Annotated in this window: 24 protein-coding genes and 1 pseudogene; 16 read left to right on the top strand and 9 right to left on the bottom strand. The window is 70.8% G+C overall.

The features are described 5' to 3' along the window. Positions 1-66 precede the first annotated feature (66 nt). A complete protein-coding gene (locus QP939_RS02665) occupies positions 67-555 on the top strand; it encodes a SigE family RNA polymerase sigma factor (protein WP_285454900.1) in 489 nt (162 codons plus the stop codon). Beyond that, positions 552-1,529, top strand: coding sequence for a hypothetical protein (locus QP939_RS02660; protein WP_285454898.1), 978 nt, complete (start codon positions 552-554; stop codon positions 1,527-1,529). The genes QP939_RS02665 and QP939_RS02660 overlap by 4 nt, the downstream gene beginning before the upstream one ends. On the opposite strand, the gene QP939_RS02655 is transcribed toward QP939_RS02660, so the two are convergent. Then, on the bottom strand, positions 1,530-2,954 hold the full coding sequence (locus tag QP939_RS02655; protein WP_285454896.1) for a short-chain fatty acyl-CoA regulator family protein: 1,425 nt from the start codon (positions 2,952-2,954) through the stop codon (positions 1,530-1,532). It abuts the gene before it with no gap. A 228-nt stretch (positions 2,955-3,182) separates the two neighbouring features. Here QP939_RS02655 and aceA point away from each other — a divergent pair, with 228 nt between their 5' ends. After that, on the top strand, positions 3,183-4,463 hold the full coding sequence (gene aceA, locus QP939_RS02650) for an isocitrate lyase (RefSeq protein WP_285454895.1): 1,281 nt from the start codon (positions 3,183-3,185) through the stop codon (positions 4,461-4,463). Positions 4,464-4,554: 91 nt separating this feature from the next. Then, positions 4,555-6,162 carry a malate synthase A gene (gene aceB / locus QP939_RS02645; RefSeq protein WP_285454894.1) on the top strand — a complete coding sequence of 536 codons (1,608 nt, stop codon included), beginning with the start codon at positions 4,555-4,557 and terminating at the stop codon, positions 6,160-6,162. Positions 6,163-6,271: 109 nt separating this feature from the next. On the opposite strand, the gene QP939_RS02640 is transcribed toward aceB, so the two are convergent. Then, positions 6,272-6,805: a TetR/AcrR family transcriptional regulator gene (locus tag QP939_RS02640; RefSeq protein WP_285454893.1), complete on the bottom strand. Its 534-nt coding sequence runs from the start codon at positions 6,803-6,805 to the stop codon at positions 6,272-6,274. Between the two features lie 92 nt (positions 6,806-6,897). Between QP939_RS02640 and QP939_RS02635 the strand changes: the two genes are divergently transcribed. From QP939_RS02635 to QP939_RS02625, 3 genes are all read left to right on the top strand, one after another. Then, the gene (locus tag QP939_RS02635) at positions 6,898-7,356 is read left to right on the top strand and encodes a nuclear transport factor 2 family protein (RefSeq protein WP_285454892.1); all 459 of its coding nucleotides are present in this window, start codon (positions 6,898-6,900) and stop codon (positions 7,354-7,356) included. Positions 7,357-7,411: 55 nt separating this feature from the next. Then, on the top strand, positions 7,412-8,191 hold the full coding sequence (locus QP939_RS02630) for a class I SAM-dependent methyltransferase (RefSeq protein ID WP_285454890.1): 780 nt from the start codon (positions 7,412-7,414) through the stop codon (positions 8,189-8,191). Positions 8,192-8,320: 129 nt separating this feature from the next. Continuing rightward, complete coding sequence (locus QP939_RS02625) at positions 8,321-8,449, top strand: hypothetical protein (RefSeq protein ID WP_285454889.1); 129 nt, start codon at positions 8,321-8,323, stop codon at positions 8,447-8,449. A 12-nt stretch (positions 8,450-8,461) separates the two neighbouring features. Here QP939_RS02625 and QP939_RS02620 read toward each other — a convergent pair whose 3' ends face one another. Then, a complete protein-coding gene (locus tag QP939_RS02620) occupies positions 8,462-9,739 on the bottom strand; it encodes a glycosyltransferase family 4 protein (protein WP_285454888.1) in 1,278 nt (425 codons plus the stop codon). Positions 9,740-9,863: 124 nt separating this feature from the next. Here QP939_RS02620 and QP939_RS02615 point away from each other — a divergent pair. After that, a pseudogene (locus QP939_RS02615) lies at positions 9,864-11,640 on the top strand (glycoside hydrolase family 2 protein). 17 nt (positions 11,641-11,657) lie between these two features. Here the strand turns inward: QP939_RS02615 and QP939_RS02610 are convergent. Next, positions 11,658-12,776, bottom strand: a complete 1,119-nt coding sequence (locus QP939_RS02610) for an ROK family transcriptional regulator (protein WP_285454887.1) — start codon at positions 12,774-12,776, stop codon at positions 11,658-11,660. Positions 12,777-12,863: 87 nt separating this feature from the next. Here QP939_RS02610 and QP939_RS02605 point away from each other — a divergent pair, with 87 nt between their 5' ends. Continuing rightward, positions 12,864-14,093, top strand: coding sequence for a YbiU family protein (locus QP939_RS02605; RefSeq protein ID WP_285454886.1), 1,230 nt, complete (start codon positions 12,864-12,866; stop codon positions 14,091-14,093). Positions 14,094-14,136: 43 nt separating this feature from the next. Here the strand turns inward: QP939_RS02605 and QP939_RS02600 are convergent, their stop codons facing one another. From QP939_RS02600 to QP939_RS02590, 3 genes are read right to left on the bottom strand one after another with little or no spacing between them, the layout of a single operon-like run. Beyond that, a complete protein-coding gene (locus QP939_RS02600; protein WP_285454885.1) occupies positions 14,137-14,625 on the bottom strand; it encodes a glutathione peroxidase in 489 nt (162 codons plus the stop codon). A 14-nt stretch (positions 14,626-14,639) separates the two neighbouring features. Then, positions 14,640-16,145 (bottom strand): 1,4-alpha-glucan branching protein domain-containing protein, encoded by a 1,506-nt coding sequence (locus QP939_RS02595; protein ID WP_285454884.1) that lies wholly within the window; start codon positions 16,143-16,145, stop codon positions 14,640-14,642. Next, entirely contained in the window at positions 16,142-16,915 is a 774-nt protein-coding gene (locus tag QP939_RS02590; protein ID WP_285454883.1) for a class I SAM-dependent methyltransferase, read from the bottom strand. Before QP939_RS02590 ends, QP939_RS02595 begins: the two co-directional genes overlap by 4 nt. Positions 16,916-16,968: 53 nt before the next feature. Between QP939_RS02590 and QP939_RS02585 the strand changes: the two genes are divergently transcribed. Next, the gene (locus QP939_RS02585) at positions 16,969-17,394 is read left to right on the top strand and encodes a hypothetical protein (RefSeq protein ID WP_285454882.1); all 426 of its coding nucleotides are present in this window, start codon (positions 16,969-16,971) and stop codon (positions 17,392-17,394) included. On the opposite strand, the gene QP939_RS02580 is transcribed toward QP939_RS02585, so the two are convergent. Further along, entirely contained in the window at positions 17,372-18,217 is an 846-nt protein-coding gene (locus QP939_RS02580; RefSeq protein ID WP_285454881.1) for a DegV family protein, read from the bottom strand. The genes QP939_RS02585 and QP939_RS02580 overlap by 23 nt on opposite strands. A gap of 243 nt (positions 18,218-18,460) precedes the next feature. On the opposite strand from QP939_RS02580, the gene QP939_RS02575 reads away from it, so the two are divergent. The 4 genes from QP939_RS02575 (at position 18,461) to QP939_RS02560 (ending at position 22,044) form a co-directional block, all read left to right on the top strand. Then, positions 18,461-19,246: an electron transfer flavoprotein subunit beta/FixA family protein gene (locus tag QP939_RS02575; protein ID WP_285454880.1), complete on the top strand. Its 786-nt coding sequence runs from the start codon at positions 18,461-18,463 to the stop codon at positions 19,244-19,246. Positions 19,247-19,272: 26 nt separating this feature from the next. Next, positions 19,273-20,232, top strand: coding sequence for an electron transfer flavoprotein subunit alpha/FixB family protein (locus tag QP939_RS02570; RefSeq protein ID WP_086861595.1), 960 nt, complete (start codon positions 19,273-19,275; stop codon positions 20,230-20,232). A gap of 157 nt (positions 20,233-20,389) precedes the next feature. Then, positions 20,390-21,172 (top strand): GNAT family N-acetyltransferase, encoded by a 783-nt coding sequence (locus tag QP939_RS02565; RefSeq protein ID WP_285454879.1) that lies wholly within the window; start codon positions 20,390-20,392, stop codon positions 21,170-21,172. Further along, positions 21,169-22,044, top strand: a complete 876-nt coding sequence (locus tag QP939_RS02560) for a lysophospholipid acyltransferase family protein (RefSeq protein WP_285454878.1) — start codon at positions 21,169-21,171, stop codon at positions 22,042-22,044. The genes QP939_RS02565 and QP939_RS02560 overlap by 4 nt, the downstream gene beginning before the upstream one ends. Before the next feature lie 102 nt (positions 22,045-22,146). Here the strand turns inward: QP939_RS02560 and QP939_RS02555 are convergent, their stop codons facing one another. Further along, positions 22,147-23,049: an NADP-dependent oxidoreductase gene (locus QP939_RS02555; protein ID WP_285454877.1), complete on the bottom strand. Its 903-nt coding sequence runs from the start codon at positions 23,047-23,049 to the stop codon at positions 22,147-22,149. Positions 23,050-23,209: 160 nt separating this feature from the next. Between QP939_RS02555 and QP939_RS02550 the strand changes: the two genes are divergently transcribed. Continuing rightward, on the top strand, positions 23,210-24,493 hold the full coding sequence (locus tag QP939_RS02550; RefSeq protein ID WP_285454875.1) for a helix-turn-helix transcriptional regulator: 1,284 nt from the start codon (positions 23,210-23,212) through the stop codon (positions 24,491-24,493). 44 nt (positions 24,494-24,537) lie between these two features. Beyond that, positions 24,538-25,905 carry an MFS transporter gene (locus QP939_RS02545; RefSeq protein WP_285454874.1) on the top strand — a complete coding sequence of 456 codons (1,368 nt, stop codon included), beginning with the start codon at positions 24,538-24,540 and terminating at the stop codon, positions 25,903-25,905. The last annotated feature ends 37 nt before the right edge of the window (positions 25,906-25,942 follow it).

Genomic DNA, 25,942 nt, shown 5'->3' with positions numbered 1-25,942 from the left:
CGACTCGGGCAACCGTTCGGCCCTCCGGGCACATCAAAGGGGTGACGAACAGGACAGGGGGCGCCGGTGGACGACTTCACCGAGTACGTGACCGCACGGTCGGGCTGGTTCCGCAAGGTCGCGTACCTGCTCTGCGGTGACTGGCACCGGGCCGACGACCTGGTCCAGTCGGCGATCACGCGGCTGTACACGAACTGGCCACGGGCGGTCCGCGCCGACAACCTGGACGGCTACGCGCGCCGGACGCTGGTCAACACGTTCCTCGCCGAGCAGCGGACGTCCTGGTGGCGACGGGTGGACCTGCGCGGCACCGACCACGACCGCCCGGCGCCCGGTCCGGACGTCGAAGCGGCGCTCGACCTGCGGGCCGCGCTGGACCGGCTGCCCGCCCGGCAGCGCGCGACCGTCGTGCTCCGCTACTTCGGCGACCTGCCGGTCGCGGACACCGCACGGGCGCTGGGCTGTTCCGAAGGGACTGTCAAAAGCCAGACCGCGAAGGCCGTGGACACGCTCCGCGAGCTGCTGGGCGAGCCGATCCGGGAGGGACGGGCATGACCGACCACGAGCTCACCACGATGTTGAAGGACCTGGCCGACGAGCCCGCGCCGCCGTCCCGGATCGACGTCGACCGCGCGCGCCGGGCCGGAGGACGTCGTCGCCGCGCGCGCACCACGGCCCTGGTCGTGGGCTGCGCCGCGGTGGTGGCGGCCGGCGGCGTGACGGCCGTGTCGGTTTTCCGGCACACGTCCGTGCCGCCGCCGGTGGCTGTCGCGCCCCAGCCCGCACCCGTCGCGCCGGTGCCCACCGACAACCCGCTGGTGGCGAAAGCGAGCTTCGGCTGGCTGCCGGAGCAGGTCGAGGGCGTCGAGTACGGCGCGGGAGGTCACGGCGACTACGCGCTGGCCATCGGCCGCGGCGAGCTGCCGCCGATGATCTGGCTGTCGGTCGCCGACCGCGAGCCGCCCGTCCCGCGTGACCTGAGCGGCACGCCGAAGCGGGTCCCGCAGAAAGTCGGCGACCGCGACGGCTACTGGCTGACGGCCGACGCGAACGACCCGCTCAACCACGGTGACAGCTACCTGCGCTGGCCGACCGCGGACGGTCGCTGGGCCCAGCTGCACGCCTACTACCTCGCCGCGCTCGACCTGCAGCGGATCCTGACGCGCGTGGCGGGGGAAGTGACGTTCGCGAACCGGGCGGTTCCGCTGCCGCTGCACGTCTCGAGCCTGCCTTCGTCGTTCCACCTGGCCGACGCCGGTCTGTGGCGCCGTCCCGACACCGACGGTGTGCCCTGGCGGGTGGTGCTGCAGTACTCGTCGAACGGTGCGCTGGTGACGATCACGGTCTCCCTCCCCGGCGGCCACGCCGACGGCCTCGGCAAGCCCGAATGCGTGACGAAGAGCGGGCTGCAGGCGTGCGTCGCGATCGACAAGGCCCAGGCCGCGGGCGTCACGGCGCACGAGCTGTTGAGCCGGATCACGCTGCTCGGCCCGGACGAGGCGAAGTGGACCCCGCACGTGATCGGCTGATCAGCCCTTCGGCACCGCCGGGTAGGGGACGAAGGTGCTGGTGTTCTCGTCGACGGTGAGCTGCTTGCCGATCGTCGGGAACGCGCGCTGCGAGCACGCCGGGCGTTCACAGACTTTGCAGCCCATCCCGATCGGCGTCGCCGCGGCGGGCTCGTCCAGGTCGAGGCCGGTCGAGTAGACGAGCCGCCCGGCGTGCCGCAGCTCGCAGCCGAGGCCGACGGTGAACGTCTTGCCCGGGCTGCCGTAGCCGCCGATGTTGCGCGACACCGTCCGCGCGATCCAGAAGTAGCTCTTGCCGTCGGGCAGGGTCGCGATCTGGGTGAGGATCTTGCCCGGCTGGGTGAACGCCTCGTAGATGTTCCACAGGGGACAGGCCCCGCCGACGCGGGAGAAGTGGAACCCGGCCGCGGACTGCCGCTTCGACATGTTCCCGGCCCGGTCCACCCGCACGAACGAGAACGGCACGCCGCGCTGCTTGGGCCGCTGCAGCGTCGACAGCCGGTGGCACACGGTTTCGAAGCCGACGCCGTAGTGGTCGCACAGCCGCTCGATGTCGTAGCGGAACCGCTCGGCCGCCGCCAGGAAGGGGCCGTAGGGGAGGATCAGCGCCCCGGCGAAGTAGTTCGCCAAACCGACCCGGGCGAGCGACCGCGCCGCCGGCCCGGAGAACGCCCACGAGTCGGCCAGCTCGGTGATCAGGTCGTCGTACTCGATCAGCGCGATCTGCGAAGCCATCCGGAACGCCTGCTGCCCGACCCGCAGGCTGGGCGCCAGCCGCAGCACCCGCGTCGCCGGCTCGTAGCGGTGCTGCTGCCCCGACGACTCGTCGATGCCTTCGCTGGTGACCTCGACGCCGTAGCGCTGCGAAAGCCGTTCCTTCAGCGCGCTGAGCACCTGGCCGCGCTGCAGCGGGATGTCGGCGGCCATCTTCTCGGCGCGTTCGTCCAGTTCGGCGACATAGTTCTCGCGCTCGTAGAAGAAGTCGCGGACCTCTTCGTGCGGCAGCGGCGCGGCGGCGCTGCCATGCAGGCCCAGGCCGTTTTCGGTGGTCAGCGCGGCGGTGTTCTCGACGGCGTTGCGGTAGCTGCGGTGCAGCTTGACCAGCGCCTGCGCGATCGCCGGCAGGTTCGTCGCCAGCTCGTTGAGCTCGCTCGTGGTGACGTCGACGCCGAGGGACTCGTCGAGCAGGGCCTCCTTGACGTCGGCGACCAGGCGCGACGTGTCGTTGTTGGCGAAGAACTCCGTGTCGACGCCGAAGGCCTGCGTGATCCGCAGCAGCACGGGGACCGTCAGCGGCCGCGAGTTGTGCTCGATCTGGTTGAGGTAGCTGGGTGAGATCTCCAGCACACGGGCGAGGTCGGCCTGGCTCATCGCCCGGCTTTCGCGAAGGTGCCGCAACCGCGCGCCGGCGAAAGTCTTCTCCATTCGTGCCCTCCTTCCCGGAAGGTTTCCGGCCCTGAACGGTTACGTGAACGGTCAAGAACGCGGATTTTCGATCACTTGCGAACCGGCGGATTCGCAAGCTTTGCAAACAGGGTACGGACCCTTCGCACAAATTGGCAAATTGGACAACTGGACCGGATTTTGCCTGCCATGCAAGGGTCAGATCAGGCAAGGCGAGCAATCGCAAACTTCGCAACACCGGGAGAACCGATGACGGAACAGGCCAAGCAGGCGGCCGCGGAGCTGGCCGCGCAGTGGGCGAACGACCCCCGCTGGGCGGGCGTGCAGCGCTCCTACTCGGCCGAAGACGTGATCAAGCTGCGCGGCAGCGTGGTCGAGGAGCACACGCTGGCCCGTCGCGGCGCCGAGAAGCTGTGGAACCTCCTGCACACCGAGGACTACATCCACGCGCTGGGTGCGCTGACCGGTAACCAGGCCGTCCAGCAGGTGCGCGCCGGTCTCCAGGCCATCTACCTGTCGGGCTGGCAGGTCGCGGCCGACGCCAACCTGGCCGGCCAGACCTACCCGGACCAGAGCCTCTACCCGGCCAACTCGGTGCCGGCCGTGGTCCGCCGCATCAACAACGCGCTGGGCCGCGCCGACCAGATCAGCTGGGCCGAGGGCAACACCGACATCGACTGGTACGCCCCGATCGTCGCCGACGCCGAAGCCGGCTTCGGTGGTCCGCTCAACGCGTTCGAGCTGATGAAGGGCATGATCGCCGCCGGTGCCGCGGGCGTGCACTGGGAAGACCAGCTCGCGTCCGAGAAGAAGTGCGGTCACCTCGGCGGCAAGGTCCTCATCCCGACCAAGCAGCACGAGCGCACGCTGAACGCCGCCCGGCTCGCCGCGGACGTGCTGAACGTGCCGACCCTGGTCGTCGCCCGCACCGACGCGCAGGCCGCGACGCTGCTGACCAGCGACGTCGACGAGCGCGACCAGCAGTTCCTCACCGGCGGTCGCACCGCAGAGGGCTTCTACGAGGTCCGCAACGGCATCGAGCCCTGCATCGAGCGCGGCCTGGCCTACGCCCAGTACGCCGACCTGCTCTGGATGGAGACCTCCGAGCCGGACCTCGAGGTGGCGCGCAAGTACGCCGAGGCGATCAAGGCGAAGTTCCCGGACCAGATGCTGGCCTACAACTGCTCGCCGTCGTTCAACTGGAAGAAGCACCTGGACGACGCGACCATCGCGAAGTTCCAGCGCGAGCTCGGCCACATGGGCTACAAGTTCCAGTTCATCACGCTGGCCGGCTTCCACGCGCTGAACTACTCGATGTTCGACCTGGCGCACGGCTACGCCCGCGAGGGCATGACCGCCTACGTCGACCTGCAGGAGCGCGAGTTCGCTTCGGAGAGCCGCGGCTACACCGCGACGAAGCACCAGCGCGAGGTCGGTACCGGCTACTTCGACCAGGTCGCGACCGCGCTGAACCCGGAGAGCTCCACCACGGCGCTCAAGGGCTCCACCGAGGAAGCCCAGTTCCACTGATCCCGGCCGCGGCCTGACGGCGGCACCCCCTCCGCCGTCAGGCCGCGTCCCTCCCTTCTTTCCTTCCCTGCACAGCTCGTGGAGGCACCCCATGGTTGATCGGCTGAACTACCGCATCGAGGTCACCGGCCCGGTCGAGGGCCGGTTCGCGGAGATCCTGACCCCGGCGGCGCTCGACTTCCTGGCCAAGCTGGACAACACGTTCGCCGGCCGCCGGCGCGAGCTGCTCGACGCCCGCCGCACGCGGCGCGAGGAACTGCAGTCCGGGGAGAAGCCGCTCGGGTTCCTGCCGGAGACCCGCGCGATCCGCGACGACGAGTCGTGGCACGTCGCCCCGACCGCGCCCGGTCTCGAAGACCGCCGCGTCGAGATCACCGGCCCGACCGACCGCAAGATGACGGTCAACGCGCTCAACTCGGGTGCGAAGGTGTGGCTGGCGGACTTCGAGGACGCGACGTCGCCGACGTGGCACAACGTCATCGACGGTCAGATCAACCTCTACGACGCCATCCGCCGCAACATCGACTTCACCACCGAGGCCGGCAAGCGGTACACGATCGGCGACGAGCCAGCGACGATCGTGGCGCGCCCGCGTGGCTGGCACCTCGTCGAGAAGCACATCCGCATCGACGGCCGCCCGGTGTCGGCGAGCCTGGTCGACTTCGGCCTGTACTTCTTCCACAACGCGCGCCAGCTGCTGGCCCGCGGCGTCGGCCCGTACTTCTACCTGCCGAAGCTGGAGAACCACCTCGAAGCGCGGCTGTGGAACGACGTCTTCCTGATGGCGCAGCGCGAGCTCGGCATCCCGCGCGGCACGATCCGCGCGACCGTGCTGATCGAGACGATCACCGCCGCGTTCGAGATGGACGAAATCCTCTACGAGCTGCGCGAGCACGCCGCCGGTCTCAACGCCGGGCGCTGGGACTACATCTTCAGCCTCATCAAGAACTTCGCCGCGCACGGCGCCGACTTCGTGCTGCCGGACCGCGCGCAGGTCACGATGACCGTGCCGTTCATGCGGGCCTACACCGAGCTGCTGGTGCGCACCTGCCACAAGCGCGGCGCGCACGCGATCGGCGGCATGGCCGCGTTCATCCCGAGCAAGGACCCTTCGGTCAACGAGATCGCTGCCGAGAAGGTCCGCGCGGACAAGGAACGCGAGGCCGGCGACGGGTTCGACGGCTCCTGGGTCGCCCACCCGGGCCTGGTCCCGATCTGCCGCGAGGTCTTCGACGGCGTGCTCGGCGGCTGGCCCAACCAGCTCGGCAAGCTGCGCGAAGACGTCCACGTCACCGCCGAGGACCTGCTCGACGTGGCCAGCGCGGGTGGCGAGGTCACCGAGGCTGGCGTCCGCGCGAACATCAACGTCGCGCTGCGCTACGTCGACGCGTGGCTGCGCGGCACGGGCGCGGCGGCGATCCACAACCTGATGGAGGACGCGGCGACCGCGGAGATCGCGCGGTGCCAGGTCTGGCAGTGGATCCGCAACGGCACGAAGCTCGAGGACGGAACGGCGCTGACCCGCGAGCTGGCGGTCGAGTACCTGAACGACGAGCTGGCGTCGGTGCGCGCCGAGCTGGGCGAGGGCAACCGCCTCGACGACGCGTACGAGATCTTCACCGAAACCGCGCTGGGCGAGAAGCTGCCGAGCTTCCTCACCACGGGTGCCTACGCGCGGTACCTCACGGACGCCCGGTAGCAGGGGCCCCGGCCTCCCCTACCTGACGAGGGGAGGCCGGATCCACACTGGTTGGGATGGTGTGGTCCGGACCGGTCCGGTGGCGGCGGCTCCCCGCCACCGGACCGGTTCATTTTTGTCCGGTCAGCAGCACCTTCGCCGCTTCGCGCGCTGTACGCGCTTCGCCCGGTTCGCCGGTGATCGCGGCGAGCACGGTCGCGCCCTCCACCAGCGAAAACACCTGATCGGCGACGCCTTGGCCGGAAATGAGACCACGGAGGTACGCCCGCACCTCGGCCTTGTGCGCGCGGATGGCGGCCGCGATGCCCGGCGCGGGTTCGCCGAACTCGCCGAACGAGTTGATGAACGCGCACCCGCGGAAGCCCGGCTCGGCGAACCAGTTCTCCAGCCACTCGAACACGGCCAGTGGGTCGTCGCCGCGGGCGTGGACGAATTCGCGCAACGACCTCCGCCAGCGCTCGTCCCGGCGCCGCAGGTAGGCCTCGACGAGGTCGGTTTTGGCCGGGAAGCACTGGTAGAGCCGTTTGAGGGAGACCCCAGAGCGTTCGCGGACGGCGTCCATCCCGACGGCTTGCACGCCGTGGGCGTAGAAAAGGTCCTCGGCGGCCTCCAGCAGCCGGTCGGTCGCCTCGGTGGAATTCATGTCACCTGCCTCTGGCGCGGAGAATGATCGTTCTCTAGTCTATCGGAAGCGCCGGAGAACGCACGTTCTCCGTGTCCGGAAGGAGACATCCCATGAGCCCACGCCCGCCGTTCCCGCCGTTCGACGAAGACACCGCTCGCCAGAAGGTCCAGGCCGCCGAGGACGCGTGGAACACGCGCGACCCGGAGCGGGTGTCGCTCGCGTACACTGAGGACTCGGTGTGGCGGAACCGCGACCAGCACGTCGTCGGGCGGGCGCAGATCGTCGAGTTCCTCACCCGCAAGTGGGAGCGCGAGCTGGACTACGCGTTGCGCAAGGAGCTGTGGGGCTTCCGCGGCAACCGCATCGGCGTCCGGTTCCAGTACGAGTCCCGCAACGCCGACGGCCAGTGGTTCCGCAGCTACGGCAACGAGCTGTGGGAGTTCAGCGACGAAGGCCTGATGCGACGGCGCGAGGCGAGCATCAACGACGTCCCGATCGCCGAGGCCGACCGCCGCATCTTCGGCCCGCGTCCGGAATCCGAACACGGCGTCCTGCTGCCGATCTTCTGATCCGCCCTGAGCGGAACCGCACCCGGGCGCGCGCCGGCGTGGTCATCATCGCGAAATGACCCAAGTGGCGTTCGGCGGCGAAGTGAGCCAGTTCTACCAGCGGTTCCGCCGCGGCTACCCGCCCGAGGTGGCCGACGTGCCGGCCGTGTCGTTCAAACTGACACGCGACGACGTCGTGCTCGACCTCGGCTGCGGCACCGGCCAGCTGACCCGCGCCTTGGCGCCGCGGGCCGGGGCGGTCCTCGGCATGGACCCGGAGGCGGCGATGCTCGCCGAGGCGCGCCGGGCGACGACCGAGCCGAACGTCAGCTGGCTGCTCGGCGCGGACACCGACGTCAGCGCGCTGTCGCCGATTTTCGGCGACAGCCGCCTGGCCGCGCTGACAGTCGCGCAGGCGTTGCACTGGATGGACCACGAGCGGCTGTTCGAGGCGGCCCGCCCACTGCTGCGCCCCGGCGGCGGCGTCGCGGTGGTGACCAACGGCGAGCCGCTGTGGCTCCAGGACGCGGCGTGGTCGGCTGCGCTGCGCGACGTCCTCGCCGACTACCTAGGCACCCCTCTGCACCGGACGTGCGGCACCGACGCGGCGAGCCAGGCGCGCTACGCCGACGCGCTGTCGGCCGCCGGATACGCCGTCGACCTGCGCGTGGTCGAATACGCGACCACGCTGACCGTCGAGGAGATCGTCGGTGGCGTGTTTTCGGCGATGAGCCCGGAGCAGCTGCCCGCCCCCGACGCGAGGCCGGCGTTCACCGAGCGCGTCCGGGCGGCGGTCGCTCCGCACGGACCACTGCGCGAGCAGGTCCGCGTGCGGATCCTCACCGGAACCCGGTGAACGGGACGAACCGATCACGGAAGGCGAATACGTACCGGCCCCTACTGTTCCGCTTATTGTTTCCCCGGGACGCGGCGCGGATGCTCGCTGGCGAGGCGCCTGTCGCGCCGTCGCCCCCGAGGAGTCCCCATGACCAGCAGGTTGAGAGCTGTCGTCGCCGCCGCGTTCGTCGTGTTTTCGTTCTCTTTCGGCACCGTCGTGACCACGGCCGTGCCCACCGCGGCGCAGCCGGAGTGCGTCCGGCCCTGCCGCTTCTGAGCCGTCCGCTACCTACAGTTCCGGGATCCCGGCCGCGACCGGCTCGAACGCGTTGCCGGTGGCGATCTTCGGCCGCGGCAGCTCGACGGGCTCGCCCGGCTTCGCGCGCCGGTAGACGGCGGCGGTCGCCTCGGCGATCCGGCCCCAGTCGAAGTCCGCGGCCAGCCGCGACTGCGCGGCCCGCGCCCGCTTCGCCGCGGCGTCGGCATCGCTGAGCACCGCCGTCACGGCGTTGGCCAATTCCGCGACATCGCCGGGGCTGAACGCCAGCCCGGTCTCGCCGTGGACGACGACCTCCCCGAGCCCGCCGGCGGTCGAGGCCACCAGTGGCGCCTTCGCGGCGGCGGCCTCCAGGGCGACGATCCCGAACGGCTCGTACCGGCTGGGCAGCACGACGGCGTCGGCCGCGGCGAGCGCCGCACGCAGGTCGCGGTCGGAAAGGTGCCCGACGAAGTCGACGGCCCGCCGCACCCGCAGCTTCCGCGACTGTTCGACCAGCTCGTCGAAGTGTCTCCCTTTTCCGGCCACGACCACACGCGTGCCGGGGTGCCGGCGCCGGATGCGGGGGAGAGCGGCCAGGAGGTCCTGCACGCCCTTCTCCCACTCGAGTCGTCCGAAATAGAGCAACAGCGGCGCCCCGGCCGGGCCGTAGACCTCGCGGGCGCGCGCGATCTCCTTCGCGGGCACCTGCCAGCCGCGTTCCTCGATGCCGTTGTGGATCACGGTGACGTCGTCGGCCTCGACCTCGAAGAGGTGCGCGACCTCGCGGCGCATGGCCTGCGAGCAGGTGATCAGCGCGTCGGCGCGGTTCGCCAGCCACCACTCGACCGAGTGAACTTGCTGGTTCAGCGGGTGCGACAACCAGCCGGAGTGCCGCCCCGCCTCCGTCGCGTGGATCGTGCCGACCAGCGGCACGCGCGCGGCCTCGGCGATCGCGATGGCCGGGTGCGCGACGAGCCAGTCGTGCGCGTGGACGACGTCGGGCTGCCAGCCGCGCAGCAGGTCGTTCGCGGCGCGGACCATGGCGTGCCCCATGGCCAGCGTCCAGGCGACGAGGTCGCGTTCGAAGGTGACGTGCATCGGGTCCTCGGCGACCCGGATGATCCGCACGCCCTCGACGACGCGGTCGGTGCGCGGGTGCGTCCCGGCGTCGGTGCCCGCGGCGTGCCGGCAGAGCACGACGACGTCGTGGCCCTGTCGGGAAAGGTGACAGGCGAGCGCGTGCACGTGCCGGGCCAGGCCCCCGACGGCCACGGGCGGGTACTCCCAGGACAGCATCAGCACACGCATGGGCAGAGGTTACTCGCGAGTCGGAAGGTGTCGGCGGCCCCCGTACTAGCCGACCGGCTAGGCACGCCGGCGCTGTGACGCGAATCACTGGCGGGCCGGGGGATCTCTGCCACCATCGGCGGGGATGACTTCTCCCGAGGACACCGGCTGGCGCCGGCTCGACCCGCCCCTGCCGACGCCGTGGTCCGCCGAGGTCGGCCCGGACGCGCCGCCGCTGCCCGAGTACCCGCGGCCGCAGCTGACCCGGCCGCGCTGGCTGAACCTCAACGGCGTCTGGGAGTACGCGGGCTGGCCGTCGTCGCCGGATGAGCCACGCCCGTCCGGTTACGCCGAGCGGATCCTGGTGCCGTTCCCGCCCGAGTCGGCGTTGTCCGGAATCGGGAGACGCGACGAGATCTGCTGGTACCGGCGCCTTTTCGAGGTCCCCGACGACTGGCTCGGCTCCCGGGTGCTGCTGCACTTCGGCGCGGTCGACCAGATGGCGAAGGTGTGGGTCAACAACCAGCTCGTCGCCACGCACGAGGGTGGCTACACGGCGTTCAGCGCGGACATCACCGACGTCCTGCGTTCATCGGGGCCGCAGGAAGCTCACCGTGCGGGCCGAGGACCGGACCGACATCGAGCCGTTCCCGGTCGGAAAACAGCGCAACGCGCCCGGCGGAATTTGGTACACGGCGTCGTCCGGCATCTGGCAGACGGTGTGGCTCGAGCCGGTGCCCGAGACCCGCGTCGAGCGGCTGGAGCTGACCCCGGACCTCACCGGCGCGACGGTGTTCCCGCAGGTCACCGGCGGTACCGAGGTCGTTGTCAGTTTTTCGACCACGGACGGCGAGGTGGCCCGCGCGTCGGCCCCGGCCGGGACGTCGGTGCGCGTGGACGTCCCCGAGCCGCGCCTGTGGACACCTGGCGACCCACATCTCTACGCACTGAACGTCAAGCTGCTCGACCGGCACGGGACGGTCCTGGACGAGGTCGGCAGCTACGCCGGTCTGCGGACGGTCGGCCTGGTCCCGGACGAGCGCGGCCGCCCGCGGATCGCCCTCAACGGCCGTGTCACTTTTTTGCACGGCCCGCTCGACCAGGGCTATTGGCCGGACGGCATCTCGACCGCGCCCACGGACGACGCCCTGCGCTTCGACCTCGAGAAGACGAAGGAGCTGGGGTTCAACTTCGTCCGCAAGCACGTCAAGGTCGAACCGGCCCGCTGGTACTTCTGGGCCGACAAGCTGGGCTTGGTCGTCTGGCAGGACATGCCGTCGCTGACGGCGACGTTCGACGGCCCGCCGGGGATCGCGCCGGACCCGGTGCCGCAGGCCCGTGCCCGGTTCGAGGCGGAATTGGCCGAAATGGTGACACAGCTGCGGGCGGTCCCGTCGATCGTCGGCTGGGTGCCGTTCAACGAGGGCTGGGGCGAGTTCGACACGGCTCGCATCGCGGAGCTGGTGAAGACCCTCGACCCGACCCGCCTGGTGATCGCGAACAGCGGAGTCAACTGCTGCTTCTCCCGCCCGGACAGCGGCGCGGGTGACGTGTACGACGACCACACGTACGTCGGCCCCGGCGAGCCCTCGGTCGGCGACGGCCGGGCGGTGGTCGACGGCGAGTACGGCGGCCTCGGCCTCGTCCTCGACGGCCACTGCTGGCCGGGCCCGCCGAACGCGTACGAAATGACGACAACGCGCGAACGCCTCACCGAGCGCTACGCGGAGGTGAGCGCCGCTCTGGAGCGAGTGGTGGCCGAGCGCGGTCTGTCCGGCGCCGTCTACACCCAGACGACCGATGTCGAAAACGAGGTCAACGGCCTGCTGACCTATGACCGCCAGGTGGTCAAGGTGGACCCGGAGGTCGTCGCGAAGTGCGTGCGAGCGGTGATCGAGGCGGGCTCGGCCCCAGCTGTCTGAGGTCGCGCTGGCCGTGGTCAATTTTCGGAGACGGCCCTGACCAGGCCATCGCGCCCGTGGTCGAGCGCCGACAACAGAGCGCCGCGCAGGGCGGCCGAGTCCGTCACCCGCCCGGCCTCCACCCTGACCGGCCCGGGCGCGACCTCGCCGACCGTTCTCCGAATTTCGGCCACGAGCCCCGGCCTGGTCCCGGCCGGGCCGCCGAGCAGCACGAGATCCGGGTCGACGATCGTGCAGATCGCGGCCACCGCCCGGCCGAGCGTCGTGCCGAGCAGCCGTAGCCGATCCGCGGCCACGGCGTCCCCGCTCGCCGCCGCGTCGAGCGTGTCCAAAATCGCGACAACGTCGAGCGAGGGCGCGTCGGCGCGGCCGAACCCCTGCCCGGCCAGCGTGTCGGCGAGCGTCGAGCCCGAGCTGTCCAGGTAGCCGATCTCGCCCGCCAGGCCGTGCGCGCCCCGGACCAGTTGGTCGCCGACATAGAGGCTGACGCCGAGCCCCGCGCCGATATAGACGTACGCGAAGCTCTTCGCCGCCCGCGCCGCGCCCTCCCGGCGTTCGGCCAGCGCGGAGAAGTTGACGTCGTTGTCGAGCAGGACGTCCCGGCCGAGTTCACCGGCCCGCAGCGTCCCCTCGGGAAACGGCGACCCCGGCAGCGCGACGACTTCGTGCGTGACCGGGTCGACCGGGTTGGCCACCGAGATCGCGGTCGCCCGCACCGGACCCGACCCGGCTCTGCCCGCGACGGTGACGGCGTCCCAGACGGCCGCAGTCATCGGCCGCCCGTCCGGTGGGTGCCGCTCGGTGGCCAGGACCGTCCCGGTCAGGTCGGTCGTCACCGTGCGGATGCCTTCCTGGTTCACCTCCGCGGCGACCACCCGGCCGGCGTCGGCGGCGAGCTCGTAGAACGTCGCGATCCGGCCGCGGCGGCCGGTCTGGTCGGTGCCGGTGGCCCGGAGCGCGCCCGCCGTCTCCAGCCGACGGACCGATTCGGAGATCGTCGGCTTCGAGATCCCGGTGGTAGCGGCCAGTTCGGCGCGAGTGGTCCGGCCGTGGACGAAAACGTGGTCGAGCACCGCGCGGTCGGTCATGGCCCGCAGCATCGCCAGGCGCGGGAGCGGCCGGTCGGGGTCGGACATCGCACCTCTTGTCGCGGGGGACGGACACGGGTTACCGTAGCCGGGCCATTCTAGTAAGGAGTCCTAACCAAAACGCGGAGGACACCGATGACCACCACAGAGCTGCCCGCGAACATGTCCGAGGCCATCTCGCGGAGCAAGCAGGAGCTGCGGGCGCGGATCGGCGACGTCGCCGGCGTGTTCGCCGAAGTCCGGGAGTGGATGCGCCGGGAGGTGGACGCGGTCGCCGCTGACCAGGACGCTTTCCCCGTTGTCCGCTTTCGCGACATCGCCGACGGGACGGTCTCGCCGAAGACGAGCGACGCCATCCGTCGCCGCGGGTGCGCCGTCGTCAAAGGCACCTTCGCGCGCGAAACGGCCGAAGCCTGGGACGCCGAGCTGGCCGCGTACCTCGCCGACAACGACTTCGCAGGCACCTACCAGGGCCCGGCCGACGACGTCTTCGCCGGGCTCGCTTCCAGTCAGCCCCAGATCTACCCCGTCTACTGGTCGAAGCCGCAGATCCAGGCCCGTCAGCACGAGAACATGGTCGCCGTCCGCCGGTTCCTCAACTCCTTCTGGCGGCACGAGTCCGAGGGCCGCGTCTGGTTCGACCCCGATCGCGACACGGCCTACCCGGACCGCATCCGCCGCCGCGCGCCCGGGTCGGCGTCGCTCGGCCTGTCCGCCCACACCGACTCAGGCTCGGTCGAGCGCTGGCTGCTGCCCGCCTACCAGCAGGTTTTCCGGCACGTCTTCGCCGGCGACTGGCATGCCTACGACCCGTGGGACGGCGCCTACCGCACCGAAGTGGACGAATATCCGTCCACGGTCATGTGCTCGGCCTTCCGCACCTTCCAGGGCTGGACGGCGTTGTCGGAAATGCGGCAAGGCGACGGCGTGCTGCACGTGGTGCCGATCCCGTCGGCAATCGCGTACGTCCTCCTTCGCGCCCTTCAGGACGACATCCCCGACGACGATCTCTGCGGCGCGGTCAACGGCCAGGCGCTCCCGGTCGGCGACAAGTACCACGACGTCCTGCTGCCCGCGCTGACTTCGATCCCGGATGTCGAACCGGGCGACACGGTGTGGTGGCACGGCGACGTCATCCACGCGGTCGCCGACGGCACGAATCCGGAGCGCTGGGGAAACGTCATGTACATCCCCGCGAGCCCGCATTGTGCGAAGAACGCCGCGTATGCCGAACAATGCGGCCGCGCGTTCCTGGCCGGCAAGAGCCCCGGCGATTTCGCGCCCGAGGACTACGAGGTGAACTGGACCGGCCGCGCCACGCTAGACGACCTCAACGCCGTCGGCCGCGAGCAGTTCGGCCTGTGACGGTGCCGCGCCGGGTGCGGGGCCCGGCGCGACACCGGTCGGCTCACGCGGGCAGTGCGGCTTCGATCGCCTTGACGACCGCCTCGTCCTCCGGCTCGGTGCGCGGCCGGAACCGGGCGAGGACCTCGCCGTCGGCGCCGACGAGGAACTTCTCGAAGTTCCACTGGACGTCGCCTGCCGCGCCCTCGGCGTCGGCCTTCTCGGTCAGCTCGGCGTAGAGCGGGTGGCGGTTCTCGCCGTTGACGTCGATCTTCTCGAACAGCGGGAACGTGACGCCGTAGGTCGTCGAGCAGAACGTCTGGATCTCCTCCGCGCTGCCCGGCTCCTGCCCGGCGAACTGGTTGCACGGAAAACCGACAACGGAGAAGCCCTGGCCGCCGAAGCGTTCCTGCAGCCGCTCGAGGCCGGAGTACTGCGGGGTCAGGCCGCACTTCGACGCGACGTTGACCACGAGCAACGCCTTGCCCGCGAGCGAGCCCAGCGTCGTGTCCTGGCCGTCGAGCGTCTTGAGCGGAATTTCGTGGATCCCCATCGCGTGAGTCCCTTTCAGTCGTGCTTCAGTGCCCGGGCGTCGAGGTGCCCGAACGGTCCGTCGTCGGCGCGGTAGGCGGCGGCCAGCTCCTCGGCCCGCGCCCGGTCGCCGCTGCGCAGCAACCGGGCCAACGCGTCGAAGCGCTCGGTGTGCACCGCCGCGCGGCGCCGCGCGTAGTCCGCCGCCGAGTCCTTCGTGACCATGAACGCCCAGTCGCTCTCCAAAGCGAGCATCGCCTCGGCCACCGCCTGGTCGGCGACGGTGTCCCGGGCCGTTGTCGGCAAATCGGCCACGAGGTCGAGGAGCCGTCGCTGCAGCGCCGCGTTGGCGTCGACCATGTCCTTGACCTGCTCGCCGTCCCAGACGCGCCAGTCCTTGCCCGAGCCCCACGAGGAGGACGGCAGGTCGATCGGCTCGCCGACGTGCCCCGCTTCCGCCGCGCCCTTCAATGTCGTCACCCGGACGCCCGCCTCGGGCAACGCGCGCAGCACGCCTTCGAGCCAGGCCGGTCCTTCGTGCCACCAGTGCCCGAACAGCTCCGTGTCGTACGCGGCGACCACGAGCGCCTTGCGGCCGTGTCGCTTTTTCAGAGAACGCAGCCGCGTCACGACCGTGTCGACGAAGTCCTTGACGTGCAGCCCCAGCACGTCGGCGGCGAGCGACGGGTCGTACGGCGCCTTGTCCGGCGGCTCGACCGTTTTCCCGGTGACGCGCGACGCCTTGAGCCCGACCTCGTGGGCCCAGGTGTGGAAGTCGCGGTAGGCGGCGTGCCCGGGGTATCCGGCCTTCGGCGACCAGACGCGGTACGTGACCTCGAGGTCCCGGCCGAACGCGAGCACGTCGGTTTCGCCGACAGGCCGCGCGGCGAACGTCTCGCCGCGCAGCGACGGGCCGTCGACCAGGAACCGCCGCACGCCCGCCGCCGCGTAGTCCTTTTCCATGCCAGGCGCGTAGCCGCACTCGGGCGCCCAAATCCCTTCGGGGCGCGACCCCAGCCGCAGTGCCGTGTCGGCGAGCCCGTGGTCCAGCGCGAACTTCCGCACCCGCGGGTCGAGCAGCGGCTGGAACGGGTGCGCCAGCGGCCCGCCGAGCAGTTCGATGGTCGAATTGTCGACCAAGGACCGCAGGATGGGGGAGAAGCCGTGCCGCCACCGGGTGCCGAGTTCCTCGGCCGCGCGCACGGCGGTCCGGTGCTCGGCCGCCGCCAGCTCGCGAAGGATCGGATCCTCCCGCCAAAGCGTCGACGCGTGCTGGGCGCGCAGCTGCCAGTGGCCGAGCCAGTCGTGGAACGCGCGGATGCTGTACGGGTCGTCGAGCTGCGCGGCGAGCACCGGGGTCACCCCGAGCGTCAGGACGTCCCGGCGTCCTTCGGCGGCGAACCGTTCGAGCAGCTCGACCATCGGCAGGTAGGAATGCGCCCACGCCTGGTAGAGCCATTCTTCGCCGACCGGCCAGCTCCCGTGGTGCGGCAGCCACGGCAGGTGGCTGTGCACGACCAGGCAGAAGGTCCCCTCGCTCATCGGCGCACCGCCACGGCGACCAGGTCGAGGCTCGCGTCGAGGTCGTCGCCGTGGATGTCGAATCCGTGGACATCGATCGCGGCGACGTCGGCCAGCAGCGCCTCCGGCCAGACGGCCTGCCCGGGCAGCTCGCCCATGACGACGTCGAGCTGGGCGTCGATGATCGACCCGCCGTAGCGTTCGTCGAGTTTTCGGACAGGCGCGCCGTGGTGCAGGCCGTGCAGGGTCTCGACCTCGAACCCGGCGTCGGTGAGCAGCCCGGCCAGCTCGGCCGGCGCCAGCTCACGGGTGTGGAACGGGTTCAGCGGGGTGTCGCTGTCCGGGGTGAACGTCAGCCGGTTCGGCGTCGTGACCAAAATCCGGCCACCCGGCCGCAGCACCCGGTGGCACTCGGCGAGGAACCCGGATTGATCCCACAGGTGCTCGATGACCTGGAAGTTCGCGACGACGTCGATCGCGGCGTCGCGCACCGGCAGGTACGCCAGGTTTGCTCGCGAAACGGACACGCCGGGGTAGCGGCGGGCGACGTGCTCGGTGGTCGGCACGTCGTAGTCGAGCGCGAGCACCCGGCGGGCCGTGGTGGCGATGAGCCCGGCGCCGTAGCCCTCACCGCAGCCGGCTTCGAGCACCGTCGCGTTCGCGCAGTACGGGAGCAGGGCGGCGTACGCGGCTTCGTGGCGCCTGAACCAGTAATTTTCCTCGGGGATGCCGGGGACGGTCCGTTCGCCGGTCAGGTGCAGCGCCTCGGCCCGGGTGGCTGGGGTGGTCACCTGCGCGACCATAGCGGGTGTCACGTCCGGCGCGGCCGTCTCGTTCCGTGGTCATGCAACGGACAATCACCCGCGTACTGCTCGTCGTCTTCGGGTTGGTCGAGGTACCGGTCGGCTTGTGGCCGCTGATCACGCCGACCGGCTTCTACCAGGACTTTCCCGGCTTCCGCACGGGCTGGGTCTCGATGGACGGCCCCTTCAACGAGCACCTCCTGCGCGACTTCGGCAGCCTCACCCTGGCCCTCGCGGCGACGCTGATCGGCGCCGCCGTGATCGGCACCACAGCCGCGGCCCGGCTGGCGTCGGTCGCAGGTCTGCTCTACAGCGTGCCGCACTTCGTCTACCACCTCGGGCACGTGTCGCATTTCGCGACAACCGACCAGGTCCTGATCATCCTGGCGACGGGGCTCACCGTGGTGGTGCCGCTCGTCCTGCTGGTCATTCCCGGGCGCCGGGTCAGTTCACCGGCGACACCGTGATGCCGAGCGCGCCCGGGCCGAGGTGCGCGCCGATGACCGTGCTCGCTTCGACGACCATGCTCTCGGCCATCGCGGGCACCCGGCGTTCGATCTGCCTGCCGATCTCGAGCTCGTGGTCGCTGGCGCCGAACCGGGTCACGGCGATGTCGGCGCGGAAGCCGCCGGACTTCTTGACCGCGAGGTCGACCATCTTGGCCAGCGCCCGGCGCGTGCCGGGGACGCGGGCCAGCGGCGCGACTTCGCCGTCTTTGACCGTGAGCAGCGGCTTGATCGAGAACGCCGTGCCGAGCATCGCCTGCGCGGCGCCGATCCGCCCGCCGCGGCGGAGGTACTCCAGCGTGTCGACGTAGATGAACTCGGTGCTGGTGGCGCACCGTCGTTCGGCGGCTTCGATGACGCGGCCGGCGTCCCCGCCGGCCGCGGCCGCCCGGGCCGCCGAGATCGCGGCGAACCCGAGGCTCATGCCGGTGGTGCGGCTGTCGAGGACGTGCACGGGGATGCGGACCTGCTGCGCGGCTTCCCGCGCGGCGCGGACGGTGTCGGACATGCGGCCGGAGATGTGGATGCTGACGATGGCGGTCGCGCCCGAGGCGGCCGCTTCCTGGTACGTCCAGAAGAACGCCCCCGGATCCGGGGGCGAAGTGGTCAGGACCTGTCCGGCTCTCAAGGCTTCGATCACGTCACCGCGGTCGAAGCGGTTTTCGTCGTCGAAGTGACCACCCAGGTTCAGCTGGATCTGGACGACTCCGATGGCCCAGCGGGAGGCGACGAGGTCGGGCAGGCAGGAGCTCGAGTCGGTGATGACGGCGATGCGCGCGGGCATGGTGGGGGAGGTTAATGCCTGACACCCACTGCGAGTAGGCCGTGGTTGGTCCGATCGGACGAACGGCAGTTCGGGTGGGGTAACCGGTCGACTACCGGGACGATGGTCCCACTAAATTGCGCATCCAGGTGAATGGCGTCACCTCGGCGGGTCCTGCGCGCCGATTGGCCCTAATCTACCGGCCAGTAGAGCACTGACCCGTGGTCGTCCGCGGGCCATGAACCGGGAGGTCGAAGCAGACCCATGACCAACATCGTTGTCCTGGTCAAGCAGGTACCGGACACCTACTCGGAGCGGAAGCTCAACGGGTCCGACCACACCCTTGACCGCGAATCCGCCGACGCCGTGCTCGACGAGATCAACGAGAAGGCCGTCGAAGAGGCGCTGAAGATCAAGGAAGCCGGCGAGGGCGAGGTCACCGTGATCTCGGTGGGCCCGGACCGCGCGACCGACGCCATCCGCAAGGCCCTGTCCATGGGCGCCGACAAGGCCATCCACGTCTCCGACGAGGCGCTGCACGGCTCCGACGCGATCGCCACCGCCAAGGTGCTCGCCGCCGCGATCGGCAAGGTCGAGGGCTACGACCTGATCATCGCCGGCAACGAGTCGTCCGACGGCCGCGGTGGCGCCGTCCCGGCGATCCTCGCCGAGCTGCTGGGCCTGCCGCAGGTCACCTACGCCCGCGAGGTCACCGTCGAGGGCTCGACGATCAAGGCCGTGCGCGAGACCGAGGACGGCCTCACCCACCTCGAGGCGAACCTGCCCGCCGTGGTCAGCGTCGGCGAGAAGATCAACGAGCCGCGCTACCCGTCCTTCAAGGGCATCATGGCCGCGAAGAAGAAGCCGGTCGAGACGTTCACCGTCGCCGACCTGGGCATCGACGCGGGCGAGGTCGGCCTGGCCAACGCGTGGTCCACGGTGACCGAATCCTCGCCGAAGCCGCCGCGCACCGCCGGCGAGAAGGTCGAGGACGAGGGCGACGGCGGCACCAAGGTCGCCGAGTACCTGGTCGGCCAGAAGCTCATCTGACAACGGTTCGAGGAGGAAGTAGAACAATGGCTGAAGTACTCGTCCTCGTCGACCACGTCGACGGTGAGGTCAAGAAGGTCACGCTCGAGCTGCTGACCGCCGCCCGCGCGCTCGGTGAGCCGTCGGCCGTCGTCGTCGGCCCGACCGGCACCGCCGCCAAGGCGAAGCAGGCGCTGGCCTCGCACGGCGCCGCCAAGGTCTATGTCGCCGAAGGCGACGACGCCGCGAACTACCTGGTCACGCCCAAGGTGGACGTGCTCGCCGCGCTCGCGCAGCAGGCGTCCCCGGCCGCCGTGCTCGTCACCGCCAGCGGTGAGGGCAAGGAGGTCGCCGCCCGCCTGGCCGTGCGCCTGGGCTCCGGCCTGATCTACGACGCCGTGGGCGTCAACGGCGACGGTGTCATCGACCAGTCCATCTTCGGTGGCGCGTTCTCGGTCAAGTCCAAGTCCGCGAAGGGCGCGCCCGTCGTGTCCATCCGCCCGGGCGCGGTCGAGGCCGAGCCCGCCGAGGGCGCAGCGGCCGAAGAGACCGTCGAGATCCCCGCCGTCGACGCGGCGAAAGCCACCAAGATCACCGGCGTCGAGCCGGTGACCGGCGGTGACCGTCCGGAGCTCACCGAGGCCTCGATCGTGGTCTCCGGTGGCCGCGGTGTCGGCTCGGCGGAGAAGTTCGACGTCGTCGAGAAGCTGGCCGACTCGCTCGGCGCGGCCGTCGGCGCGTCGCGTGCGGCCGTCGACTCCGGCTACTACCCGGCGCAGTTCCAGGTGGGCCAGACCGGCAAGACCGTGTCGCCGCAGCTGTACATCGCGCTCGGCATCTCAGGCGCGATCCAGCACCGCGCCGGCATGCAGACGTCGAAGACGATCATCGCCGTCAACAAGGACCCGGAGGCGCCGATCTTCGAGATCGCCGACTTCGGCATCGTCGGCGACCTGTTCAACGTCGCGCCGCAGCTGACCGAAGCGGTCGAGAAGCGCAAGGGCTGATTTCCCGTTCGAAGGGCCTCCCGGGACTTCCCGGGAGGCTCTTCGCGCGTTTCCGGGACCTGAGAGAAGCCTGAGAACCCGCCATTAACTGAACGTGCACTAATCGGTCATCGGATGGCACTCTCCGCGGCTTCCAACGCGCGGGTACACCTTGACCATGACGACGTCACAGCTCCTCGTCAGCACTGATCAGGCGGGTGTCGAGCTCCCCGCGGACGCTCCCCGGTACTCCCTTCTCGTCGCCCACGCGAACGAAGAAGTGGTCGCCGCGCAGAAGCTGCGTCACCAGGTTTTCGCCGAGGAAATGGGCGCGCGCCTGCACTCGCCGCGGCCCGGACTCGACGTCGACGAGTTCGACGAGTTCTGCGACCACCTTGTCGTCCGAGACGACAACACGGGCGAAATCGTCGGCTGCTACCGGATGCTGCCGCCGGAGCGGGCCGTCCAGGCCGGGAAGCTCTACGCCGACAGCGAATTCGACCTGAGCGCGATCGAGGGTCTGCGGCCGTCACTGGTCGAGACCGGCCGTTCGTGCGTGCACCAGGACCACCGCAGCGGCGCCGTCGTCAGCCTGGTCTGGGCCGGGATCGCCCGCTACATGCTGCTTTCCGGCCACCGCTACCTCGCCGGGTGCGCGTCGGTCCCCCTGGTCGACGGCGGATCCTTCGCCGCCGGCGTGTGGGACGTCCTGCGCACCAAGCACTACGCGGACGAGGCCACGCGCGTCTCCCCGCTGATCCCGTGGGACGCCTCGGGCGTCGAACGCCCGGCGCGCGCCACGCTGCCGCCGCTGATCAAGGGGTATGTCCGGCTCGGCGCCAAAGCGTACGGCCCGCCCGCGCTGGACGTCGACTTCGGCGTCGCGGACTTCTTCGTCGTCCTGGACCTGCACAACGTCGACGAGCGGTACCTGAAGTTCTTCCTCGGGGTCCAGGGATGAGCCACGCGTGGATGCCCGCGTCGCCGTGCGGCGACGGCTGCCTGACCGACGGCGACCCGACGGTCGGCTTCCCCCGGCGGGTCCTGCGCTTCACCGCGGCGATCGTGGTCGTTTTTTCGGCCATGCTCGCGACGCCGGTGCTGCTGGTGGCGCCCGTCCGGCAACGTCTGGTCCGGCTGATCTTCCGCGGCGTGCTGCGCGCGTTCGGCGTTCGGCTCGACGTCCACGGCGGCGACGACTTCCTGACCGCGCCCGCCGGGCGTGGCGCGCTGGTGGTCAGCAACCACATCTCGTGGCTCGACATCGTCGCGATCAACGCGCTGCGGCCGATGCGTGCGCTGGCCAAGACGGAGATCGCGGGCTGGCCGGTGCTGGGCGGCCTGGTCCGCCGCGGCGGCAGCATCTTCCTCGACCGCGAACGGCTGACGACGTTGCCCGCGACGATGGCGTCGCTGGCCGACGCGCTGCGGACGGGCTCCCTGGTGAGCGTCACGCCGGAGGGCACGACGTGGTGCGGCCTGGCGTCCGGCCGCTTCACGACGGCGACGTTCCAGGCGGCCATCGACGGCGGCGTCCCGGTGCGCCCGATCGCACTGCGGTACCGCCTCGCCGACGGCCGCGAGACGAGCCGCCCGGCGTTCATCGGGCCGGAGTCGCTGATCGCGTCGCTCCGCCGGGTCGCGGCGCTGCGCGGGCTGGTCCTGGAAATCCACATCTGCCCGGAAATCGCTCCCGGCCGCGCGGAGACCCGCCGCGAGCTGGCCGACCTCGCCGAGGCGGCGGTCCATTCCGCGCTGGGCACGGTGCGGATCCCGGCTCAGCGGCGCCGTCGGGCGCCGCGCCGCCAACTGGCTTCGCCTCCCGCGAAGTGATCCGGGCCCGGTCGCCGCGATCCGGCGACGGGCCCGGGTTGCGGGCCTGCCATCTTCCTGCCGATGACCGGCCCTTACCCGTGTGTTCGGTTTTGCGACACGTCAGCTGACGGCGATCGTGAGCTTCCCGCCGGGGTGCCCGTTCTCGCTCTCGATCTGCGCGGCGGCCGCCTCCACCAGCGGATAAGTCTTGCCCTGCGCGATGCCGACCCCGCTGTCGGTGACCCAACCGGCGATCCCGGTCAGCACCTCGCGCGTCTGCTCACCGCCACTCGAGAACGGGACGCCCAGCTCGAAGGCGGCACCGTCGGCGATGGTGACAATCCTGTCCTTGCCGCCCCGCAGCTCGATCGACCCCGGCAGCACCCCGTGCCCGGCGGCGTCGAAAACGGCGTCGATCGGCCCGGGCGCGGCCTCGCGCACCCGCTCCACCCAGCCGTCGCCGTAGAGCACGGGCACGACACCGAGCGCCTTGAGGTCATCGAGGCTGCGGCTGCCCCCGGTCCCGACGACGGTCGCGCCCTTCGCGACGGCGACCTGCGCGGCGAACCGGCCGACCGTGCCGCTGGCGCCGTGGATCAGCACCGTGTCGCCTTTTCCGACATCGAGCAGACCGAGGACGCGAAGCGCCGTCTCCCCGGCGACGGGCAGCGCCGCCGCGTCCGCCCAGGACAGGTTCGCGGGCTTCGGCGCCACCGTCTTCGCCAGGGCGTACTCGGCGTACGCGCCGGTCTCGGACCAGCCGAAGACCTCGTCCCCGACGGCGACGTCCGCGCCCTCGCCGACGGCGTCGACGACCCCGGCCATCTCGAGACCGGGGATGTGCGGAAAAGCGACCTGGAAGTTCTGCTGCATGAAGCCGTTGCGGATCTTCCAGTCGATCGGGTTGACCCCGGCGGCCCGCACGGCCAGCCGCACCTGTCCCGGGCCCGGTTCCGGCACCGGAACCTCGGACAGCTCCAGGACGTCCGGCCCGCCGTATGCGGAGAAGGTGATCGCTCGCATGGTTGTCTCTGCGCTCCTCGGATTCGTGACCTTCGGTGTTCGAATGTCCTCTCCCCAGAAGTCAACCCGCCGGGCGGGACCGCCGAACCACCCGGACGAGCAGTGTTCACTAGCCGGACGAGCAGGCCGCCCGACCGGCGACGCGCCTACCTTGGACGCCATGGATGCCTCGTGGTCGAATCCGCGACACGTGCTCGACGTCGTCGAGCGGCTGCTGTCGGCGCCGCGCCCGCGGGTGCTCGGCCAGTTCTCCGCCGAGCTGGGGAAGCTGATCCCGCACCACGCCGCCGCCATGCAGTCCGGCGACTGCCCGCGCAGCCCCCTCAAGGTCGTCGGCGACGAGGCGATCACCAGGACGGTCACGAGCGCCGAACTGCAACGGCTGGCCGACCGCGGCGAGCCGGGCAAGGCCCTGGTCGTCGACGGTGTCCTGGGCGGCGTCGAGCGTCGGCTGGTCCTGCTGGCGTCGATGCCACCCGTCGGCAAGGGCTCCGTACTCGTTGTCGTTCCGGAGAACACAGAGCCGCCGCGCGCCGAGCTGGAGCTGGCGGCGCGGCTGTGGCACGTCCTCAGCACCGACGCGGGCCAGCGCGCGATCGACCCCGGACCGGACATGCTGGCCAGCAACCTCGCCGCGGCCACCGCCCGAGCCCAGGCGATCACCGACCTCGGCCAAACTCACGCGGCGACCTTGACGACTCTCCTGGCCGTCCTCCGCTCCGGACGCCTCGCCGACAACGTCGCCCGCCGCACGGCCGTCGACCTCGCCGCCGACGCGCTGCTCGAGCTGAAGGGTGTCGTCGACCGCGACCAGGCCCTGTCCGAAGAACCGACAACGGCCGCGTTCTCCCTGCTCAAGACGCAGCTCGCCGACCTGGTGCGGCACACGGAGGTCGACGTCGACCTCGTCGACCCGGTCGGTGATGTGTCCCTCCCGCAGGACATCGCCCACACGGCGCGGACCTTGACGCGCGGCCTGGTGCTCGCCGCCTTGGACCGTTCCGCGACCACGCGCCTGCGGGCGTCATGGCGCGTCGACGGACCGGTCCTGCGGATCACCGTCCGCGACGACTGCCCCGAGGTCGCCGACGCGGTCCCGGCCCGCGGACTGACCGAGCGCCTCACGACCCTCGGCGGCCACTGGGAGGTCGACGCGGTGCCCGGCTGGGGCACGACGATCACCGCCGTCCTCCCGCTCGGCGTCGCCGAACCGCCGGAGCTGCGTCCCCTCGACCGGCTCAACCCGCGCGAGCTCGAGGTCTTGTCGGGAATTTCGCAAGGCCTGCGCAACCGGCAGATCGCCGAGCAGCTGCAGCTCAGCGAGCACACGGTCAAGTTCCACGTGCGCAACATCCTCGACAAGCTGGACGTGAGTTCCCGCGGCGAGGCCGCCGCGCTCGCCCGCGACCTGCGGCTGGAACCGGTGGCGCACCGCACGGCCTGAATTCGCTTGACCTCCAGGGGGCTCGAGGTTGCACGCTGTCGATCATGACCTCGACGATCGACTCGGCCCCTCGTCGCCGAAGTGTCCTGTGGAGCGCGGAACACCGGCTGACGACGATCGCGGTGCTGCTCGTGGTCACCTTGGTCGCTTTCGAGAACATGGGTGTCGCGACGGCGATGCCGACGTTGGTCGCCGACCTCCACGGCTTGTCGTTGTACTCGTGGCCGTTCACGATCTTCCTGATTTCGAGCGTGGTCGCGACGGTGCTTTCGGGCCGGGTCGGCGACCGTCGAGGCCCGGCACCGGCGCTGCTCGTGGGTCCGGTGCTGTTCGCGGCCGGCCTGGTCGTCGCGGGGACGGCGAACGGAATGCCGACGTTCCTCCTCGGCCGCGCAATGCAGGGCTTCGGCTCCGGGCTGCTCCTGGTGTCGGTCTCCCTGCTGATCGCGTTGACATTCACCGACCGGGAACGCCCGGTGATCTACGCGGCGAACGCGGCGGCCTGGGTGTTGCCGGCGGTCATCGGGCCGTCGGTGGCCGGAGTGCTGACGGTCAGCGTCGGCTGGCGCTGGGTGTTCCTCGGGCTGGTCCCGCTCGTGGTCGTCGGCCTGGTCATGCTGGTGGTCGTCGTCCGCCGGTTGCCCAGGCACGCGCCGTCCTCGGGCGGCCGCCGCGCGGGCGTACCCCAGGCGATCATCGCCGCGCTCGGCGTCGCCGCGTTGACGTGGGCGGCCCAGCACCAGTCTCTCCTTTCGTTGGCATACGGCACGGCCGGGCTCGTGGCCTTGGGCTTCGCCCTGCGGACGCTCCTGCCGGTCGGGACGCTGTCGTCGCGCCGTGGCCTGCCGACGGTCGTCGCCTCCCGTGCCTTGATCGCCGGCGCTTATGCCGGGATGGAGGCCTATCTGCCCCTGACGATGAGCGCGGTCCACGGCTACAGCCCGGCGCTGGCGGGCCTCCCGCTGACTATCACGGCTTTGGGCTGGTCGGCGGCGTCCGCTGCGCAAGGCCGGTTTCTCAACTGGTCGAGGGAGGCGTCGCTGCGCACGGGATTTTGGCTGGTCGCGGCCGGGTTGGTCTGCTTCGGGCTGGTCTCGCAACCGTGGTTCCCCGCCTGGCCGGCATTCGTGGCTTGCGCGGTCGGGGGCGCCGGTATGGGGATCGCGATGCCCGCGATTTCGGTCCTCCTGCTCCGGTATTCGCCGGAAGGCGAGCGCGGGTTCAACACCTCGGCGGTGCAGCTGGCGGACTGGGTGGGGTCCGCGCTGCTCATCGGCCTGGGCGGGGTTCTGCTCAGCGTGGTGGGCTCGGTGCTGGCCCCGTCCCCGGCGATGGCCCTGCTCACGGTGGCCTTGGTGGCGCTCGCGCTGCTGGGCGTCCGGCTGACCGGCCGGTGGCCGACGAAGGTGTGACAGCCCACTTCGAGGGCCAGGGTGGGCTTCGTCACGC

The organism is Amycolatopsis nalaikhensis (genome assembly GCF_030264295.1).
GTDB classification, from domain to species: Bacteria; Actinomycetota; Actinomycetes; order Mycobacteriales; family Pseudonocardiaceae; genus Amycolatopsis; species Amycolatopsis nalaikhensis.
This window is presented reverse-complemented; position numbering and strand designations above follow the sequence as displayed.

Bases quoted from the DNA above. Each gene is read 5' to 3' on its own strand.
- QP939_RS02640 (WP_285454893.1), bottom strand. From the start codon at position 6,805: ATGAATTCCACCGAGGCGACCGACCGGCTGCTGGAGGCCGCCGAGGAC.
- QP939_RS02565 (WP_285454879.1), top strand. From the start codon at position 20,390: ATGACGACGTCACAGCTCCTCGTCAGCACTGATCAGGCGGGTGTCGAG.
- QP939_RS02630 (WP_285454890.1), top strand. From the start codon at position 7,412: ATGACCCAAGTGGCGTTCGGCGGCGAAGTGAGCCAGTTCTACCAGCGG.
- aceA (WP_285454895.1), top strand. From the start codon at position 3,183: ATGACGGAACAGGCCAAGCAGGCGGCCGCGGAGCTGGCCGCGCAGTGG.
- QP939_RS02575 (WP_285454880.1), top strand. From the start codon at position 18,461: ATGACCAACATCGTTGTCCTGGTCAAGCAGGTACCGGACACCTACTCG.
- QP939_RS02550 (WP_285454875.1), top strand. From the start codon at position 23,210: ATGGATGCCTCGTGGTCGAATCCGCGACACGTGCTCGACGTCGTCGAG.
- QP939_RS02600 (WP_285454885.1), bottom strand. From the start codon at position 14,625: ATGGGGATCCACGAAATTCCGCTCAAGACGCTCGACGGCCAGGACACG.
- QP939_RS02560 (WP_285454878.1), top strand. From the start codon at position 21,169: ATGAGCCACGCGTGGATGCCCGCGTCGCCGTGCGGCGACGGCTGCCTG.
- QP939_RS02580 (WP_285454881.1), bottom strand. From the start codon at position 18,217: ATGCCCGCGCGCATCGCCGTCATCACCGACTCGAGCTCCTGCCTGCCC.
- QP939_RS02595 (WP_285454884.1), bottom strand. From the start codon at position 16,145: ATGAGCGAGGGGACCTTCTGCCTGGTCGTGCACAGCCACCTGCCGTGG.
- QP939_RS02620 (WP_285454888.1), bottom strand. From the start codon at position 9,739: ATGCGTGTGCTGATGCTGTCCTGGGAGTACCCGCCCGTGGCCGTCGGG.
- QP939_RS02545 (WP_285454874.1), top strand. From the start codon at position 24,538: ATGACCTCGACGATCGACTCGGCCCCTCGTCGCCGAAGTGTCCTGTGG.
- QP939_RS02635 (WP_285454892.1), top strand. From the start codon at position 6,898: ATGAGCCCACGCCCGCCGTTCCCGCCGTTCGACGAAGACACCGCTCGC.
- QP939_RS02585 (WP_285454882.1), top strand. From the start codon at position 16,969: ATGCAACGGACAATCACCCGCGTACTGCTCGTCGTCTTCGGGTTGGTC.
- QP939_RS02655 (WP_285454896.1), bottom strand. From the start codon at position 2,954: ATGGAGAAGACTTTCGCCGGCGCGCGGTTGCGGCACCTTCGCGAAAGC.
- QP939_RS02660 (WP_285454898.1), top strand. From the start codon at position 552: ATGACCGACCACGAGCTCACCACGATGTTGAAGGACCTGGCCGACGAG.
- QP939_RS02570 (WP_086861595.1), top strand. From the start codon at position 19,273: ATGGCTGAAGTACTCGTCCTCGTCGACCACGTCGACGGTGAGGTCAAG.
- QP939_RS02555 (WP_285454877.1), bottom strand. From the start codon at position 23,049: ATGCGAGCGATCACCTTCTCCGCATACGGCGGGCCGGACGTCCTGGAG.
- aceB (WP_285454894.1), top strand. From the start codon at position 4,555: ATGGTTGATCGGCTGAACTACCGCATCGAGGTCACCGGCCCGGTCGAG.
- QP939_RS02610 (WP_285454887.1), bottom strand. From the start codon at position 12,776: ATGTCCGACCCCGACCGGCCGCTCCCGCGCCTGGCGATGCTGCGGGCC.
- QP939_RS02625 (WP_285454889.1), top strand. From the start codon at position 8,321: ATGACCAGCAGGTTGAGAGCTGTCGTCGCCGCCGCGTTCGTCGTGTTT.
- QP939_RS02605 (WP_285454886.1), top strand. From the start codon at position 12,864: ATGACCACCACAGAGCTGCCCGCGAACATGTCCGAGGCCATCTCGCGG.